This is a genomic window from Vreelandella janggokensis (genome assembly GCF_031451615.1).
Taxonomy (GTDB): domain Bacteria; phylum Pseudomonadota; class Gammaproteobacteria; order Pseudomonadales; family Halomonadaceae; genus Vreelandella; species Vreelandella janggokensis.
Window position 1 is genome coordinate 336,794 of sequence record NZ_JARWAJ010000003.1, and the last position, 16,360, is coordinate 353,153.

Sequence of the window (16,360 nt, forward strand, 5' to 3'; positions counted from 1 at the left end):
CGCTAGATATCGCCTTCTTCTTCGTCGTCGGCGATATCCCGGCCAAATGACCGCCACTGGGCGAGAGTCATCACCTCGGTCATCTCTAGCTCAAGGTCGTGGGCAATGATCAGCTCATTGCGCTCAAGCTGCTTTTTAAGCTGCGCAACCCAGCCATGCATGCCCTCGCCCGTGGTATCGGTCGTGTCGTAGCCCTGACGAGTCACAAACGCCTCGAGCAGGGCATCCAGGGTTTCCTGCGGCAGCATTCTGGCGGGTACTTCAATAAATCGGCTCATTAGCTCTGCTCCCACTCTGCCAATCGGTCTATAAAGTTCGCTTCATCGATGACGTCGACACCCATCTGCTCGGCCTTGGTGAGTTTGCTGCCCGCAGCTTCGCCCGCCACCAGGCAGGCAGTTTTCTTGGAGACGCTGCCTGCCACCTTGGCACCCAGCGCCTGCAGGCGCGCCTTACCTTCATCCCGGGTCATCGACTCAAGGGTGCCGGTGAGCACCCAGGTCTGGCCGTCAAGGGGCGTGGGGCCCTGGGTAACCTCTGCTTCTTGCCAGGTTACGCCTGCGTCTATCAGCGCCTGCAGTGTTTCCAGGTTATGCGGCTGGCGGAAAAAGGTGTACAGGTGAGCCGCGACCACCGGCCCGACATCGTTCACCGCTTCCAGCCCTGCCTGGTCGGCGTCCTGCAATGCCTGGAGGGTGCCGAAGTGATTCGCCAGGTTGGACGCCGTGGCTTCGCCCACTTCGCGTATGCCCAATGCGTAGATAAACCGCGCCAAGGTTGTCGACTTGGCGTTATCCAGGGCGTTGACCAGATTGCGGGATGACTTTTCCCCCATGCGTGGCAGGCCTTGCAGTTGCTCAACGGTCAGATGAAACAAGTCTGCCGGGGTTTTCACCCAGTCCAGATCAACGAGCTGCTCGATCAGCTTTTCGCCCAGACCGTCGATATCCAGCGCCTTGCGGCTGGCGAAATGTTTCAGCGCTTCTTTACGCTGGGCGGCGCAGTAAAGCCCCCCGGAGCAGCGGGCAACGGCCTCATCGGCTAAACGCTCGATCTCTGAGTCGCACACCGGGCAACGCTCGGGAAAGATAATGGGCCGGGCATCCGCGGGGCGCTTGTCGGTATCCACCCGGACTACCTGTGGAATCACATCACCGGCACGACGAATCGCGACGGTATCGCCAATCATGACGCCCAAGCGGGTAATTTCATCGGCATTGTGCAACGTGGCATTGGAAACCGTCACGCCTGCCACGGTCACCGGTTCAAGCCGTGCCACCGGGGTAATGGCGCCGGTACGCCCCACCTGAAATTCCACCTCGTTGAGCGTGGTGACTTCTTCCTGGGCGGGGAACTTGAAGGCCACGGCCCAGCGCGGCGCCCGGGCGACAAAGCCAAGCTCCCGCTGGTGGCGCAGATCGTTCACCTTGATGACCACGCCATCGATATCGTAGCCCAACTGGTCGCGCTTCTCGCCGAGCTGTTCGCAGTAATCGGCGACGGCTTTGGGGCCCTTCATGGTGGTCAGCTCGGCGCTGGTACGAAAACCGAGTGTTGATAACCGCGCCATCAAGGCGCTGTGGCTGGTATCGCCCAGGTCGGGCTCAAGGCGAGCCGCCTGGTAGGCATGAAACTCCAGCGGCCGTTTAGCGGTGATGCGCGGGTCCAACTGACGCAGGCTACCCGCCGCTGCGTTACGCGGGTTGGCAAACACCTTGCTGCCCTCTTCCCGGGCGCGTTCGTTGAGCGCTTCAAACCCCGCATGGCGCATGATCACTTCGCCGCGAACTTCCAGAAGCTCGGGGACGTTTTTCCCCATCAGCTTCAAGGGCACCGAGCGTAGCGTGCGCAGGTTGGAGGTAATTCCCTCGCCGGTGCGACCATCGCCCCGCGTCGCCCCACTGACCAGCACACCCTGCTCGTAAACCAGCGACACCGCCGCACCATCCAGCTTGGGCTCGCAGCTAAACTCGATATCATCCGTCTCGCTCTCCAGGCGTTCGGCAACGCGCTCGGCAAACGCGTGGATATCCTCACGGCTAAAGGCGTTATCCAACGACAGCATGGGAATGGCGTGGGCCACTTCGGGGAAGCCATCGGCAGGCGCCGCGCCCACCCGCTGGGTAGGGGAATCCGGCGAGACAAGTTCAGGGTTATCGTCTTCAATGGCTTTTAAACGCTGAAACTTACGGTCGTAGTCCGCGTCGGATAGCGTGGGCTCATCCAACACGTAGTAGCGGTAGTTGGCGTCGTCCAGCTCGGCGCGAAGCTGGCTGACTTCTTGCCGCACATCGGGGGAAGGCTGACTCATTGAAGCGGGTTCTCGATAGCGGTGGTACGAATTAACGGTATTATAAAATAAAAAACACCCGCCCTCTGCAAGAGGACGGGTGCTGGATGACAAGCGCGCTGTTAGTGCGCCTGCATATGGCGGTGCAGGCGATGTCGGCGTTCAAACTCGTGTACGCGTTGGCGCGCAAACTCGATGGTTTGTGCCGTCATCACGCTATGGTTCTCGTCTTTCAGCTCGCCACCCATATGCCGCACAACTACCATGGCGGTTTCGACCATGGCCTCGAACGCTGCCGAGCTGTCGTGGGCGCCGGGTAGCGGCATCAGCAAGGTAATGCCGGGGGTCACAAACTCATCCATCTCTTCAATGGGGAAGGTGCCGGGCTTGACGACATTGACCATGGAGAATTGCAGTTCGCTGTCGGCACTTTCGGTTTCGAAGCGGTGGAAAACCCCCATGGCGCTGCTATAGCGGAGGCCACAGGCCATCATCAATTCCAGCAGCTTGCCACCGTCAAAGCCTTCCGGATCGCGTGACAGCACGCTGATGACGATCATTTCTTCTGCATTGGTCAAGGTTTCCTTGGCGTGTTCACCGCAGACATCGTGACGCAATGCTTTTTCCAGTGCAGGGTGAGTCCGTACTACCCCTTCATCAGGCTCGTGCCGGGTCGCTTGTGGCTCCAGCGAGTCGTAAGTTTCTTCCTCGGCGGCATACTGGGCCATCTCGGACGCCTGGGCGAGACGTTCTTCTTCAGCGGCCTGGGCAGCCAACTCACGTTCTTTCGCCTGTTCCTGAGCGATGCGGGCTTTCTCTGCCTCGGCGGCTTCCTCGGCTGCCCGGCGCTGCTCTGCTTCAAGCGCCTTACGCTCTGCTTTCTGCTTGGCTAATGCGTCGGCGCGACGCGCCTTCTCGGCTTTTTTCTTTGCCCGGGCTTTGCGATGGTCGATCATTTTCTGTTTCAGTGAACGACCAATTTCCTCAAAGTCGACCAGACGATAGGTATCTTCTTCTTCGTCTTCATCCGGGTATTCACCGGCAATATCGTTGCGCAGATGACGACGTTTCGTCGATCCATCAGAGGAGGCGTGTTTGGCGAACGCGGCGTCCTCCGGCTCAGCCCTCAGTACCGGCCTGTCGTCATGGACGTCTTGCGTGGCCGCCGAACGTTCAACCTCGTTTTCCTCCATGGCACTTAAACGAGGCTCGCGGCTGGCAGCGGTGGCGTTTTCATCTGGCGCAGGGCTGGCGCCGTCTGAGGAGGACAACGCAGGATCGCGATGGCCTTCTTCTGGCGCTGGCGTTGGCTCAGGCATTTTCACCTCGGGGCGCTGGGCACGCGTCGTTGTCGATGCTTCGGCTGTGCGCGTGGTGGCTGGTTGCTCATCCCGGCTCTCTTTCCAGCTCTCTTTTACCCTCGAGGAGACAGATGAACTTGTCTTGGAGCTACCGCGCTTAAACTGGGAAAGTATTTTTGAGGGTCCCGGGTGTTCTTGACGTTCCAACTTGGGCTTTTGATTGAAACCGCTATAATCAGCAGGCTTTACGACACGGGCTCCGCCGTTGGGAAGCTCCCAGTTGACCTCAGCTTCTTTAGCCGCGTCATCGAACTCGGTGGATCGACTTGCCGGTGTCTCGCCGACAGACTGGTCAAGGCGAGGAACACGGCGCTGGCGCTGAAGTCGTCTCACCCCATCAATCACGATGAGGGAAACCAACGCCAGCCCTAAAATGATTAGCCACTCTCTTAATTCCATGTTGAACATTCCATGGGTCATTTTGACGGTTGCTAAGGCGCGATGCCTGAAAATTAGATCACTACTGTTAAACCTATACTTACCCCAAGCATAGCGCGATTACTACGAAAAGGGCCACTTTTTGCTAATTTTCACGTTATCGCACAGTTTTTAACGTTATTTAAGGCAAAAATTCGACTATACCGTCGGCGATAAGTGCCCCAATGCCTGTCTATTAATTAACTACCTTACGCGACAGCAACATCGTTTGCGATTGAAGCCCGTGTTAGTAATGCATGCCCAGTCCTTTAAACATCACCCTGCTGAGTACCGGAAGCTGGATGCGGTTACCACATTTTCTAACACTACTGAAGGCCAAAATCACTCATCGCCCTATAATATAGATAAGTTTAGCGCCTCAAGTCACCTTTTTTAACGCTGGGGCGTGGATCATTAACCGTTAGGGTAGTTAATAACGTTAACACTTGCGAGCATTAATCCACCAACGCTGTTGCTTCTTCAATCCCTACCGAGACCATCCGTGAGACCCCCGGCTCCTGCATGGTGACCCCCATTAATCGCTCGGCAGCCTCCATGGCAATTTTGTTGTGGGTGATATAGATGAACTGAACGTTTTCCGACATCTCTTTTACCAACTTGGCATAGCGACCAACGTTAGCATCATCCAAGGGGGCATCGACTTCATCCAGCATACAAAAAGGCGCCGGGTTTAACTGGAATATAGCGAACACGAGGGAAAGTGCCGTCAGTGCTTTTTCCCCCCCGGATAAGAGATGAATCGTGCTGTTCTTTTTACCCGGTGGACGCGCCATGATCGCCACACCGGTTTCCAATAAGTCATCACCGGTGAGCGTTAACCAGGCAGTGCCGCCGCCAAACACTCTCGGAAACAAGGTTTGCAATCCGGTATTGACCCGATCAAACGTATCTCTAAAACGAATGCGGGTTTCTTGATCAATACGTTTAATGGCGCGTTCCAGGGTTTCCAGCGCTTCGCTTAGCTCAGCGTGCTGGGCTTCCAGATAGTCACGCCGTTCGGCCTGTTGATCATATTCTTCAATCGCCGCCAGGTTAATGGCCCCCAGGCGACGAATTTTGTCGGTGGTGCTTTCCAGATGTTCCTGCCAGGCGGTTTCAGTGGCGTCGTCGGCAAGCTGTTCTGCCAATGCATCGCCATCGTGGCCAAGCTCAGTGAGCTGCTCATCCTGAGTAGCAGCTTTTAGCGCCAGCGCCTGAACGTCCATTCGCCGCTGCTGCAACTGCTCGCGGCTTTGTTCCAGATTACGTTCATGCTGCTGACGGGTCAGTTCGTCGTTACGCAACTGCTCTGCCAGCGTCTGGGTTTGCTGGCGGGTGTCGTTTAAACGCTGCTCCTGCTGTTCGCGCTGGTGAAGCAGCTCTTCAAGCTCCTCGGCGGCAAGCTCGTCAGGTTCAAGCAGGGTCTCCCGTGATGCTTCCAACTCTTCAATGCGCAGCGCCAGGCGCTCTTCGCTTTCATGGCTACGCGACTGCTGGGAACGCAGGCTATTAACCTCGGTGTTGAGACGTTCCCGTTCAAGCGCCAGCGCCTGTTGGCGGGCTTTCAGCGGTGCATGCTGCTGATTCAACCGTTCGCGTTGTTCGCGCTGGTGATCCCGCTGCTCGGCGCTTTCGTCGCGGGCCTGGGCCGCCATTTCCAGCTGTTCCATGGCCTCATGCCAGCGGGCACGCTGCTCATCGAGAGTAAGCGCTAACTCTGCTTCATCTTCCTGCAGTTGACTCAATTCTTCGTCAAGTTCTGTGGCTCGGCTTTCCAGATGTTCCAGACGCTGAGAAAGGCGCTGCTCGGTGACCGCCAGCTGCTGGAGCGTGGCGGCGTGGGCACGCTCTTCCTCCGCCTGTTGATCGCGGGTGTGCTCCAGCGTCTCGATGGTTTCACTGGCCGCCTCGCACTGGGCTTCAGCAAGCGCCAGCGCCTCTTCATCCTGCTCCCGGCGGGCCGCCAGCTCATCATAGCGACGCCGGGTGACCAACAGCGCGTCCACGCCGTCGCCGTTGGCCTGCTGGTGCAACCAGCCACGCCCGCGCCACACTCCCTCCCGCGTGACCACGCTTTCACCCGGGGCAAGTGTGGCTAATAGCGCATCCGCCTCGGCGCTGCTCTCGGCATAGTGAATACTTGCCAACCATTCACCCAGCGCGCCCGCCCCACTCACCAGCGCGTCCAGGCGTTGTCCACCGTGCAAGGCAGGCGACGCCCGGTCAATCAAACACCAGTCGGTGGCCAGCGCGTCGGGCAGGGCCTGCAACTGATCAACGGCAACCAGACGGGCATTGAGCCAGGGCGCCAGCAGCCAGGAAATCACCCGTTCCCAGCCGGGTTCGACACTGATGGCCTCCCCCAACCGTGGCGCCTCGGCAAGCCCGTGGGCGGCTAACGCCTCGGTGATGTGCGGGTCGTGATCGGCAAGCGCGGCATCAATCAGCGCCTCCAGCGAGGCAAGTTCGCCCTGTCGCTGACTCAACTCGGCGCGCTGTTGATCGCGGGTCTGGGTCGCCTGCTGGTAAGCCGCCTTGGCTTCGCTGTAGCGCTGCTGCCATTGGTCGCGCTCGGTTTGGAATGCCTCAGCGCGCTGTTCGGCCTCTTCCTTGCGGGCCTGGCATTCAGCGTGCTCGCTGCGTAATTCGGTGACATCGGCAAGCTCGCCCCGCTGCTGACGGCGGCGCTGGCGTTCGGCCTGCAGGCGGGCAATGCGCTGTTCAAGGTCACGCAACTGATCCTGGCGGCGCTCGGCCTCGCGGCTGGCATCCCGCCAGTGGCTTTCGGCATCCGCCCACTGCTGCTCGGCGGCCTCCAGAGAGGGGCTGGCATCGGCCAGGGCCTGCTCCAGGGTTTCCAGCTGTTCGTCGAGTGCTTCGTGCTCGGGCAGCAATTCGTCCAACCGCGCTTCAATGGCGGCCAGGCGTTCCTGATCGCCTTCGCTGACCTGGCGCTGCTCGTCGAGGTCTCGCCGCGCCGTCTGGATGTCGCTTGCCAGTTGCGCTTCCCGGCTGCGCCGGTGGGCCTGGTCCTGCTCCAGACGGGCGATGCGGGTTGTGGTCTCAAAGAACTGCTGCTGATGGCGCTCGAGGACTTCGGCCAGCTCATCGTGTTGCTCACGGGCCTGTTCGAGGCGGGTTTCGCACTGGCGCACGCCGAATACGTCTTTCTCGACGGCGATTTCCAGCTCGCGCACACGGCTTTCCTGCTGGGCCTGTTCCGCCCGCAGGGCACGCCCGCGCAGCACGGCAAGCTCGCCTTTTAGCTGGAATTCCTGCTGCTTTAATGCCTGGTAACGCTTGGCGGCCTCGGCCTGACGCTTGAGGCGTTCAAGCTGCTTATCCAGTTCTTCGCGGATGTCGTCCAGGCGCTCCAGGTTTTCCTGGGTACGCCGCATGCGGTTTTCGGTTTCCCGGCGGCGCTCTTTGTATTTGGAGATCCCCGCCGCCTCTTCCAGGGTGGCACGCAGGTCATCCGGACGAGCTTCGATCAGCCGCGATATCATCCCCTGGCCAATAATGGCGTAGGAACGCGGGCCCAGCCCGGTCCCCATGAACAGGTCGGCGATATCCCGGCGGCGGCATTTCTGGCCATTGAAAAAGTAGTTGGACTGACCGTCGCGGGTCACCAGCCGCTTCACCGCAATTTCAGCGTACTGGGCATAGACCCCACCCATGGCGCCATCCCGGTTATCGAACTTCAGTTCAATGGAGGCCTGCCCCACCGGTTTACGGCCCGTCGAGCCGTTGAAGATGACGTCGGCCATGGACTCACCGCGCAACGTCTTGGCGGAAGACTCGCCCATCACCCAGCGCACGGCGTCGATAATATTTGATTTACCGCAACCATTGGGCCCGACGACAGCCGTCATATTTCCGTCGAAAGGCACCGTGACCGGGTCGACAAAGGATTTGAAACCGACGAGACGTATTGACGTTAAACGCATGGAGAGTTCACGTTGAGATTATTCAAAAACACGATCAATGGTCACCCTGGTAGTCTCTCGTGCGTTAATCGGGCCAACGTCGACCCGGTCGACAGAGCCCCATAAATCCCCCGCCTGAGGAGTAGCCTGGCCGCTTGGCGAAACACGCACCATCAGACGAACCTCACGCGCTTGCGATATCTGCGCGTCAGCCGTCATGGCCGCGCGGTCGTCCAGCACGACGGTCATTGGCAGTTCTGACACCAGGCCCTGAACCACCGCCAGTGGCGGCTGTTCGCCGTCTACATCGCGCGCAACGATAAAGACTTTATCATCACCGTCAACCTGACTTGCCAGATCGGGATCGAGCGACACGCTGACCCGCACCCCCGGGCCGTCTGCCTGCGCAACTTGACGGCCTTCTTCTCCCAGGCGCGATTGCGCCGCCTGAATTCCCTCGCGCAGCGACGCGGCGATATCGGGATTCTCAACATTGGCCACGGCGCGCCGCCAGCGGTCAATTGCCTGCGCATAATCGCCAGCGTCGAAGGCGTGAATGCCGAGTATACCCAAGGCAGTGGGCTGACGGGGTTCTTCCGCCAGCACTTCGTCCACAAGCCCCTGCACCTCGTCGGTGAGTTCTCGCCCGGCCATGAAAAAGCGCAGCTGCGCGAGCTGGGCTAACAGCGATGGCAAGCGCCCTTCGAGGGCGATCAAGCGCTCAAGCGCTGTCACGGCGTTATCCGCTTGGCCGGTTTCCCGATAAAGCGGGAACAGTGTGCTCCACAGGTTGGGGTTGGTCGGCTGCCGGGACGTCTGGGCTTCAAGCCGTTCGATATACATTTCCCGCGAGCCCTCCGGATGTTCGCGAACCTCCTGGCCAATGGCCCACAGCACAAGATCGTCTTCAGCGCCCTGCTGCTGGTACCACACCACGCTGCCCGCCCCCAGCGCGAGCATCACCAGTGGCACGACCCAACGCCCCGATACATAAGGCTTGAGCGGCCGACGCTGCAAGGTGGCGGTATCGTCCAGCAGACTGCGTTCCAGTTCAAGACGTTCTTCCGCCAATTGCGCTGCGTCGACTTTGCCGTCGGCGTGGGCGTTTTCAAGCGCCGCGAGACGCCGCCGAAAGATGGCGACATTTTGTTCAGCGGCGCTTTCATGCTGCTCAAAGGCCATTTGCTCGTCGCGCCACCGGCGCGCCGTGCGCAACGGCAACACCAACAGCCAGAGCGCGGGCAGCAATACGCAGGCAAGAGCGATCCAGAGCAGGGTCACGACGACTCCTTGCGCTCGATAAGGGCATCCAGTCGCGCCTGTTCGTCAGGGCTAAGGGCCTTCGCCGAGGCGTGGCGACGAGACCTGACGATCCATGCCACCACAACGCCCACCACTACCAGCAGCCCGACCGGCAAGCCCCACAGCAAGTAGGTACGCTGTTCCAAACGCGGGTTATAGAGAATGTAGTCTCCAAACCGCTGCACCATGTGCTGGATGATTTCCGTATCCGATTTGCCCTCGTCAAGCAACTGATACACCCGTTCCCGCATGTCCGCCGAAATGGGCGCATCGGAATCATCGATTGCCTGGTTTTCACACAGTGGGCAGCGCATCGAAGCCGTTAGGTCGCGATAGCGCTGCTCCGTTACCGGGTCGTCAAAGTCGCGCAGCTCGATACCGGCCGACCACGCCGGTAGCGCGCATAGCATCAGCACCAGGCCTAAGCCGCGAATCAGCGCCATTTCTCCACCTCCGGCAGAAGACGGTTGCGAACATCCTCGGGAGATACATAGCCTTTATGGTGATAGCGAATGACACCTTGCGCATCGACCACAAAGGTTTCCGGCGCGCCAATGACGCCAAGCTCAAAGCCGAGTTCACCTTCAGGATCAAAAATGTTTACCGCAAAAGGATCACCAAACTCGTCCAGAAACGCCAGGCCATTCTCACGGGTATCCCGGTAGTTAACCCCCACCAGTCGGATGCCCCGATCAGCCAGGTCAAGCAACTGGGGCATTTCCTGGCGACAGGCGGCACACCACTCTCCCCACACATTGACCAGTGTCAGTTGGCCTTGGAGCAACGATTGATCGACTCGCTGCTGCTCATCTTCCAGCGTCGTGGCCTCAAAGGCGGGGAAGTCGCGGGCCATCAGCGCCGAGTCACGATCGGCGGGGTCCTGGGACAAGCGCTCAAAGAAAAACAGCGCGAGACCTAAAAACGCAACGGGTAACAGAAACAAAAGCCAGCGTCGTTTCATGCCTGCCCCTCCTGGACCAATCTTGCCGGGCGCGTCTTACGATAGCGCTTGTCGAACACCGCCAGCACACCGCCCAGCGCCATCAGCAAACCGCCGAGCCATAGCCAGCGCACAAAGGGTTTGTACTGGATACGCATCGCCCAACTGCCGTCGTCCAGCTCTTCGCCCATGGCCACGTAAAGATCACGAAAGAGGCCCGGGCTAAGCGCCACCTGGGTCATGGGCATGCCCGTCGCCAGATACAGCCGCTTTTCTGGCTGCATCTCGAAACGGCGGCGACTGTCACCGCGCTGTACCTCAATAACAGCGGTATCGGCCAGAAAGTTGGCACCGCGCCGGTCAAAAAGCTCGGTCATGGTAAAGTGATAGCCTGCCACCTCGACGCTGGTATCCGGCGACATGCGCACGTTGCGCTCCACCGCATAATGGCTGACCACCGTGGCACCGACAATCGTCACCGCCACCCCCAGATGGCCCAGCACCATTCCCCAATAAGCTAACGACAGGCTGCGCAGCCCTTTCCATATCGAGTGCCGATGACGCACTTTGTCGAACAGGTCACGGCTCAATGACAGCCCTATCCACAGCGCCGTCGACAACCCCAAGGTCACCCAGAGGTTCCATTCGCCGCGATACACCAGCGGCACCAGTGCCCCCAGACCCAGCGCGACCAACCCGGCCAGCCACAATCTGCGCACCAGTTTGCCAGGCGACGTCGATTTCCAGTGCGCCATCGGCCCCAGGCCCATGAACAGGCAGGCGATCACGGTCAGCGGTACAAACAGTGCATTGAAATAAGGCGGCCCCACGCTGATCTTACCCAGCCCCAGCGAATCCAGGATCAACGGGTACAGGGTGCCCAGCAGCACCGTCATCGTCGCGGTCACCAGCAACCCGTTATTGATCAGCAGCAGGGCATCCCGGGACAACCAGTTAAAACCCACCGTATGGCTGACGCGCGGTGCTCGCAGCGCAAACACGACCAGGGAAAGCGTGACGGTGATAGCCAGCAGCACCAGGATAAACAGTCCCCTTGATGGGTCGTTGGCAAAGGCGTGTACCGAGGTCAGCACGCCGGAGCGGACCAGGAAGGTGCCCATCAGCGAAAGCGAAAAGGTGGCAATCGCCAGCAAGACCGTCCAGCTCTTGAAGGAGCCGCGTTTTTCGGTGACCGCCAGCGAGTGAATCAGGGCCGTACCGGTGAGCCATGGCAGCAGCGAGGCGTTTTCCACCGGGTCCCAGAACCACCAGCCGCCCCAGCCCAGTTCGTAATAGGCCCACCAGCTACCCAGCGCAATCCCGACCGTCAGAAACGCCCAGGCGGCGTTGGTCCAGGGCCTTGCCCAGCGGGTCCAGGCGGCATCCAGCCGCCCTCCCAACAAGGCGGCAATGGCAAAGGCGAACACCACCGAAAACCCGACATAGCCCATATACAGCATGGGTGGGTGAATGATCAGCCCGATATCCTGCAGCAAGGGGTTAAGGTCTGCGCCATCGGCGGGGATGTCAGGCAGATGCCGCTCGAAGGGATTGGAGGTCAACAGGATAAACAACAGAAAACCGGCGCTGATCAGCCCCAGGACACCGAGCACACGGGCAAGCATGTCGCGGGGCAGGCGCCGCGACCACCAGCCGGCAACGCATCCCCAGCCCGCCAGCATCAGGCTCCACAGCAGCACCGAGCCTTCATGGTTGCCCCATACGGCGCTGAGCTTGTAATACCAGGGCAACAGCGAATTGGAGTTATTGGCGACATTCACCACGCTGAAGTCGTCCATCGCGTAACTGGCCGTCAAGCAAACGTAGGCCAGCAGCACAAACAGGAACTGGCCGGTGGCCATGGGCTGCCCGTAGGCCATCCACAAGGGACGCCGCGTTGCGGCCCCGGCCAATGGCAGTACTGACTGCACAACCGCCATCAGTAGGGCAACGATCAAGGCGAAATGACCTATTTCGGGCAATATTCGGGTCAGCATGGGGACTCCTGCTGAACACGACGATCGATGGCGAGGTAGCGGGGCATCACGTATCGTCCTCGCGCGGTTGCCTCACCTCGGCGGCCCTGGCCTGAAAATCGGCGGGCGAGTAACCGGCCTCTTCCAGGGCCTGTGCGACCTCGGGCGGCATATAGTTCTCGTCGTGCCGGGCTAAGACGTCATCGGCACGAAAACGGCCATCCCCCTGCAGCTCCCCCACCACGACCACGCCCTGCCCCTCACGAAACAGGTCGGGCAGGATACCCTGGTAATCAACGTGCAGATCACCCACGTAATCGGTAACGGTAAATTCGACATTCAAACTATCGGCATCGCGGGATACCGAGCCGACTTTCACCATGCCCCCCGCACGGATGGAACGCGACACGGGGGCCTCGCCCTGGGCAATCTGTACGGGGCTAAAAAACAGATTGATGTTGGCCCGCAGCGCATACAGGGTCAGGCCCACGGCCACTGCTGCCAGGCTGACCAGCGTGACAATCACATAAAGCTTGCGCTTACGCTTTGGGGTCATCGTCATGCCCTCTTTGCTGCGGGGGTGAGGCTTGGCGGCGCGCTACCCGCTTGAGATGTTTGAGCAATTGTCGACGTTCCAGCCGGGCATGGAGCGTCAGGCCCAGCATAAACAAGGCCGTGATACCCCAGGCAGACCACACGTAGACACCGTGCTCACCCATGGATACCCATTCAGCCAACGAGGCCACCATCAGTTAACCTCCTCAAGCAACGCTCTCACCCATCGGGTATTGGCTTCGCGACGGAGTATTTCGCTGCGCGTACGGGTAAGCGTAAGGGCGATAAAGAAGCCGTAAAAGCCCAACACCATCATCAACAGCGGCAGCCACATTTCCATCGGCATTGCGGGGCGGGAGGTCAGGGTAAATGAGGCGGGCTGGTGCAAGGTGTACCACCAGTCCACCGAGTATTTGATGATGGGAATATTGATCACGCCAACCATTGCCAGCACCGATGCCGCCCGCGCACCGCTATCCCGACGACTAAAGGCACCGCGCAGTGCTATCACCCCTATATATAAAAACAGAAGAATGAGCATGGACGTCAATCGGGCGTCCCATATCCACCATGTTCCCCAGGTTGGCACGCCCCACACCGCGCCGGAAAACAGCGCGACAAAGGTCATGGCCGCCCCCAATGGGGCCATGGCAGTCGCCGCCATATCGGCAATCTTGATTTTCCAGACCATGAAAACAAGCCCGGAAACGGCCATGGCGACAAACACCGACTGGGCCAAAAAAGCGGCGGGCACATGGACATAAATGATGCGGAAGCTGTTGCCCTGCTGGTAGTCGGCGGGGGCAAAGACGAGCCCCCATACGCTGCCGACCAGCAGCAACGCGGCGGCCACGCCCCAGCACCAGGGCTGCAGCGCTGCACTCCGGTAATAAAACCACTTTGGCGACCCCAGCTTATGTATCAAGCCCCACATACAGTGCTCATCCCTACCCGTTAATACTGATACGCAGCGACGCGGCGATGGCCCAGGGAGCAAATATCAGCGCTGCCGCCAGCAAGGCGCCAAGCATCGCCAGGTGAGGCAATGCGGTATCGCCCTGGATTGCCGCCTGAACCGCCCCGGTGCCAAAAATCAGCACCGGAATATACAGCGGCAGTACCAGTAGCGAGAGTAGCACGCCACCCCGGGGCAAACCGACGGTTAATGCCGCGCCAATGCCGCCGATGAGGCTCAAGCTGGCGCTGCCCAGCGCTAACGATGCCATCAGCACGCCGACACTCTGGAAAGGCAGTGCCAGCATGATACCCAGCAGCGGCGCCATGAGCGCCAGCGGCAAACCGGTAACTAGCCAATGGGCAGCCACTTTGGCGACACTCAGCGCCGCAAGCGGCTGAGGGGAAAGCATCATCTGCTCCAGGCTGCCGTCATCGAAATCACTGCGAAAAAGTCCATCCAGCGACAACAGTGTGGCGAGCAGCGCCGTGACCCATAAAAGCCCCGGCGCCATGACAGCCAGCAGCTCTGCCTCGGGTGAAATACCGATGGGAAATAAGCTAACCGCCAAGGCATAGAAGACCAACGGGTTCAGCACGTCACCGCGCCGACGGCGAACGCGATTGAGATCACGCACCAGGGTAGCGCCAAAGGCGACGCCCAGGCGCCTGGATGTCGGCTCGGCCAGGACCGCAACGCGCTGTGTGGTTTCTGAAGGCGGCAACTCTGGCTCCTTAGCCCAACGCAACATGACGCAGTGGATGGTCAATCTCGAGTACGTGATGGGTCGTCATCACCACGGCCCCACCAGCCCTGGCATGGGCGACCAGCTGCGCCTCCAGCGCCTCGACGCCCGCCTGATCGATGGCCGTAAAGGGCTCATCCAGTATCCATAGCACACGCGGAGTGAGATTCAGCCTTGCCAGCGCCACGCGGCGTTGCTGGCCTGCTGATAAATGCCCCACCGGAACATCTTCAAAGCCTTCAAGCCCCATGGTCGCAAGGGCGGCTTCGCGCTGTACCTCGTCGCTACATTCATCGTGCAACGCTTGGTACCAGGCCAGGTTTTCCAGCGGCGTCAGGCCCGCGCTCACGCCCGGCGAATGCCCCAGATAAAGCATGTTGGCGGCAAAATGTTCACGCCCCTGACCAAGCGGCTTGCCCTGCCAGTGGAGCGACCCGCAATAGTCATTGAATTGCCCCGCCAGCACTTTTAACAGCGTGGTCTTGCCACTGCCATTGGGGCCGGCTACATGCCATATATCGCCGCGATTGACGTCAATATCCAGCCCCTCAAAGAGCCAGCGGCCATCGCGCTCACAACCCAATTGACGGCCTTGCAAACTCAGCGACACATGCCACCCCACGCAATCAAATACTGGCTTGAACTCTACACTCAAAGCCATTTCCCCGCTAGTCGCGCCGGTCTTCGACGCTCGCATAGGTCGGTTTGCCAAACCACTGGATAATTATTTCTGGCACTGTATGCAAAAACAGGTTTATACTGGACAAATACTGTATGAAAGAACATGTAAAAACCTAACAACCGTATCGTGTCTACCGATAGATCTTGCCTAGGGACCGGGCGCTGATTTGGAGAAAGCCGATGAACATGTCGATGAACGCCGCAATACCGACGACTCGCCCGACGCCAACCGCCTATTCGATCCCGTCGGCAGCAGCGCGAATGACTCGCCGTAACACCTATACGCTGAAGGTACGCGGCAACCGGATGGCCGATTGCAACCTGTTCGATGGCGACGTCATCGTGATTCGGCGCTATCAGGACGACAGTCAGGGCGAGACGGTTATCGCCGAAATCAATCAGCAAAGCCTCGCCCTCAAGCAGCTATCCATCAGCCGGGCGGGCGTACGCCTGTGGCTGGATGATGCCCGGCACCCCGAAGTGTTTTTGCATAATCGCGATATTCAGGTACTTGGCATGTTCATGGGAATTGAGCATCATCCCGTGACACACTAAATTGCCGGGATAATCATGCGCTATCGCGTCCCCCAACTGCCGCCAGGCACTTGGCATATTGACGAGATCGAGGTTGAGAAGAGCCGTTTCATTGCCTGGATAGCCCATACCCCTGAGCTTGACGCCGTGGAAGCATTGGCAAAGGCCGCCAAACAGGCACACCCCAGTGCGAGCCACCACTGCCTGGCCTACATTGCCGGCGCCCCGGGCGAGCAACAGCAGATTGGCTTTTCCGATGACGGCGAGCCCGGCGGCACCGCCGGTCGGCGCATGTTTCACTCGCTGCAAGGTAGTCAGCTGGGCGAAATCGGCTGCGTGGTCATCCGCTACTTTGGCGGTACCAAATTGGGTACCGGCGGGCTGGCCCGGGCGTATGCCCAAGCGGTAAACAAGGCACTCGACACCCTTGGCACCCGGGAAATCATCCAACGCATTCACTACCGGGTGCGCTTTTCCTTCGCCGACGAATCCGTTGCCCGCGGGTGGTGCGACGAACAGGCCATTCCCGTGGTCAACGCCGAGTATGACGGAAAGGGAGTGGCGCTCACCATCGGCTGGCCGAGTGATTGCGAGCTTGACTTAACACCACTGGAAAGCCGCCTGAAGCAGTCCATTACCGCGCAGGTCATCAACGACTAAGCAAAAAAACGGCCGCCC

15 protein-coding genes are annotated in these 16,360 nt (G+C 59.7%); 2 read left to right on the forward strand and 13 right to left on the reverse strand.

Annotated features, from left to right (window positions below):
- Positions 1-2 precede the first annotated feature (2 nt).
- From QC816_RS11210 to ccmA, 13 genes are all read right to left on the reverse strand, one after another.
- Positions 3-278, reverse strand: a complete 276-nt coding sequence (locus QC816_RS11210) for a YheU family protein (RefSeq protein WP_066321347.1) — start codon at positions 276-278, stop codon at positions 3-5.
- Entirely contained in the window at positions 278-2,311 is a 2,034-nt protein-coding gene (gene ligA / locus QC816_RS11215; protein WP_309782239.1) for an NAD-dependent DNA ligase LigA, read from the reverse strand. Before ligA ends, QC816_RS11210 begins: the two co-directional genes overlap by 1 nt.
- Before the next feature lie 101 nt (positions 2,312-2,412).
- Complete coding sequence (gene zipA, locus QC816_RS11220; RefSeq protein ID WP_309782243.1) at positions 2,413-4,050, reverse strand: cell division protein ZipA; 1,638 nt, start codon at positions 4,048-4,050, stop codon at positions 2,413-2,415.
- 473 nt (positions 4,051-4,523) lie between these two features.
- Positions 4,524-8,015 (reverse strand): chromosome segregation protein SMC, encoded by a 3,492-nt coding sequence (smc, locus tag QC816_RS11225; RefSeq protein WP_309782245.1) that lies wholly within the window; start codon positions 8,013-8,015, stop codon positions 4,524-4,526.
- Positions 8,016-8,033: 18 nt separating this feature from the next.
- Complete coding sequence (gene ccmI, locus QC816_RS11230) at positions 8,034-9,275, reverse strand: c-type cytochrome biogenesis protein CcmI (RefSeq protein WP_309782246.1); 1,242 nt, start codon at positions 9,273-9,275, stop codon at positions 8,034-8,036.
- Positions 9,272-9,739, reverse strand: coding sequence for a cytochrome c-type biogenesis protein (locus QC816_RS11235; protein ID WP_309782248.1), 468 nt, complete (start codon positions 9,737-9,739; stop codon positions 9,272-9,274). The genes ccmI and QC816_RS11235 overlap by 4 nt, the downstream gene beginning before the upstream one ends.
- Positions 9,730-10,257 carry a DsbE family thiol:disulfide interchange protein gene (locus QC816_RS11240; protein WP_309782250.1) on the reverse strand — a complete coding sequence of 176 codons (528 nt, stop codon included), beginning with the start codon at positions 10,255-10,257 and terminating at the stop codon, positions 9,730-9,732. Before QC816_RS11240 ends, QC816_RS11235 begins: the two co-directional genes overlap by 10 nt.
- Positions 10,254-12,233, reverse strand: a complete 1,980-nt coding sequence (locus QC816_RS11245; protein ID WP_264824474.1) for a heme lyase CcmF/NrfE family subunit — start codon at positions 12,231-12,233, stop codon at positions 10,254-10,256. The genes QC816_RS11240 and QC816_RS11245 overlap by 4 nt, the downstream gene beginning before the upstream one ends.
- A 46-nt stretch (positions 12,234-12,279) precedes the next feature.
- The gene (gene ccmE, locus QC816_RS11250; RefSeq protein WP_309782405.1) at positions 12,280-12,768 is read right to left on the reverse strand and encodes a cytochrome c maturation protein CcmE; all 489 of its coding nucleotides are present in this window, start codon (positions 12,766-12,768) and stop codon (positions 12,280-12,282) included.
- Positions 12,752-12,961 (reverse strand): heme exporter protein CcmD, encoded by a 210-nt coding sequence (gene ccmD, locus QC816_RS11255; protein ID WP_309782254.1) that lies wholly within the window; start codon positions 12,959-12,961, stop codon positions 12,752-12,754. Before ccmD ends, ccmE begins: the two co-directional genes overlap by 17 nt.
- Positions 12,961-13,701, reverse strand: a complete 741-nt coding sequence (locus QC816_RS11260; RefSeq protein WP_264824475.1) for a heme ABC transporter permease — start codon at positions 13,699-13,701, stop codon at positions 12,961-12,963. The genes ccmD and QC816_RS11260 overlap by 1 nt, the downstream gene beginning before the upstream one ends.
- Positions 13,702-13,714: 13 nt before the next feature.
- Complete coding sequence (ccmB, locus tag QC816_RS11265) at positions 13,715-14,446, reverse strand: heme exporter protein CcmB (protein ID WP_264824476.1); 732 nt, start codon at positions 14,444-14,446, stop codon at positions 13,715-13,717.
- 10 nt (positions 14,447-14,456) lie between these two features.
- Positions 14,457-15,077 (reverse strand): cytochrome c biogenesis heme-transporting ATPase CcmA, encoded by a 621-nt coding sequence (gene ccmA / locus QC816_RS11270; RefSeq protein ID WP_199284701.1) that lies wholly within the window; start codon positions 15,075-15,077, stop codon positions 14,457-14,459.
- A gap of 251 nt (positions 15,078-15,328) precedes the next feature.
- Between ccmA and QC816_RS11275 the strand changes: the two genes are divergently transcribed.
- Entirely contained in the window at positions 15,329-15,703 is a 375-nt protein-coding gene (locus tag QC816_RS11275) for a LexA family protein (protein ID WP_309782258.1), read from the forward strand.
- 15 nt (positions 15,704-15,718) lie between these two features.
- Complete coding sequence (locus QC816_RS11280) at positions 15,719-16,342, forward strand: IMPACT family protein (RefSeq protein ID WP_309782261.1); 624 nt, start codon at positions 15,719-15,721, stop codon at positions 16,340-16,342.
- Positions 16,343-16,360: the final 18 nt, after the last annotated feature.

What these genes read in the sequence shown, in the direction of transcription:
- QC816_RS11210 (WP_066321347.1), bottom strand. Translation starts at nt 278, where the DNA reads ATGAGCCGATTTATTGAAGTACCCGCCAGAATGCTGCCGCAGGAAACC.
- ligA (WP_309782239.1), bottom strand. Translation starts at nt 2,311, where the DNA reads ATGAGTCAGCCTTCCCCCGATGTGCGGCAAGAAGTCAGCCAGCTTCGC.
- zipA (WP_309782243.1), bottom strand. Translation starts at nt 4,050, where the DNA reads ATGGAATTAAGAGAGTGGCTAATCATTTTAGGGCTGGCGTTGGTTTCC.
- smc (WP_309782245.1), bottom strand. Translation starts at nt 8,015, where the DNA reads ATGCGTTTAACGTCAATACGTCTCGTCGGTTTCAAATCCTTTGTCGAC.
- QC816_RS11235 (WP_309782248.1), bottom strand. Translation starts at nt 9,739, where the DNA reads ATGGCGCTGATTCGCGGCTTAGGCCTGGTGCTGATGCTATGCGCGCTA.
- QC816_RS11240 (WP_309782250.1), bottom strand. Translation starts at nt 10,257, where the DNA reads ATGAAACGACGCTGGCTTTTGTTTCTGTTACCCGTTGCGTTTTTAGGT.
- QC816_RS11245 (WP_264824474.1), bottom strand. Translation starts at nt 12,233, where the DNA reads ATGCTGACCCGAATATTGCCCGAAATAGGTCATTTCGCCTTGATCGTT.
- ccmE (WP_309782405.1), bottom strand. Translation starts at nt 12,768, where the DNA reads ATGACCCCAAAGCGTAAGCGCAAGCTTTATGTGATTGTCACGCTGGTC.
- ccmD (WP_309782254.1), bottom strand. Translation starts at nt 12,961, where the DNA reads ATGGTGGCCTCGTTGGCTGAATGGGTATCCATGGGTGAGCACGGTGTC.
- QC816_RS11260 (WP_264824475.1), bottom strand. Translation starts at nt 13,701, where the DNA reads ATGTGGGGCTTGATACATAAGCTGGGGTCGCCAAAGTGGTTTTATTAC.
- QC816_RS11275 (WP_309782258.1), top strand. Translation starts at nt 15,329, where the DNA reads ATGAACATGTCGATGAACGCCGCAATACCGACGACTCGCCCGACGCCA.
- QC816_RS11280 (WP_309782261.1), top strand. Translation starts at nt 15,719, where the DNA reads ATGCGCTATCGCGTCCCCCAACTGCCGCCAGGCACTTGGCATATTGAC.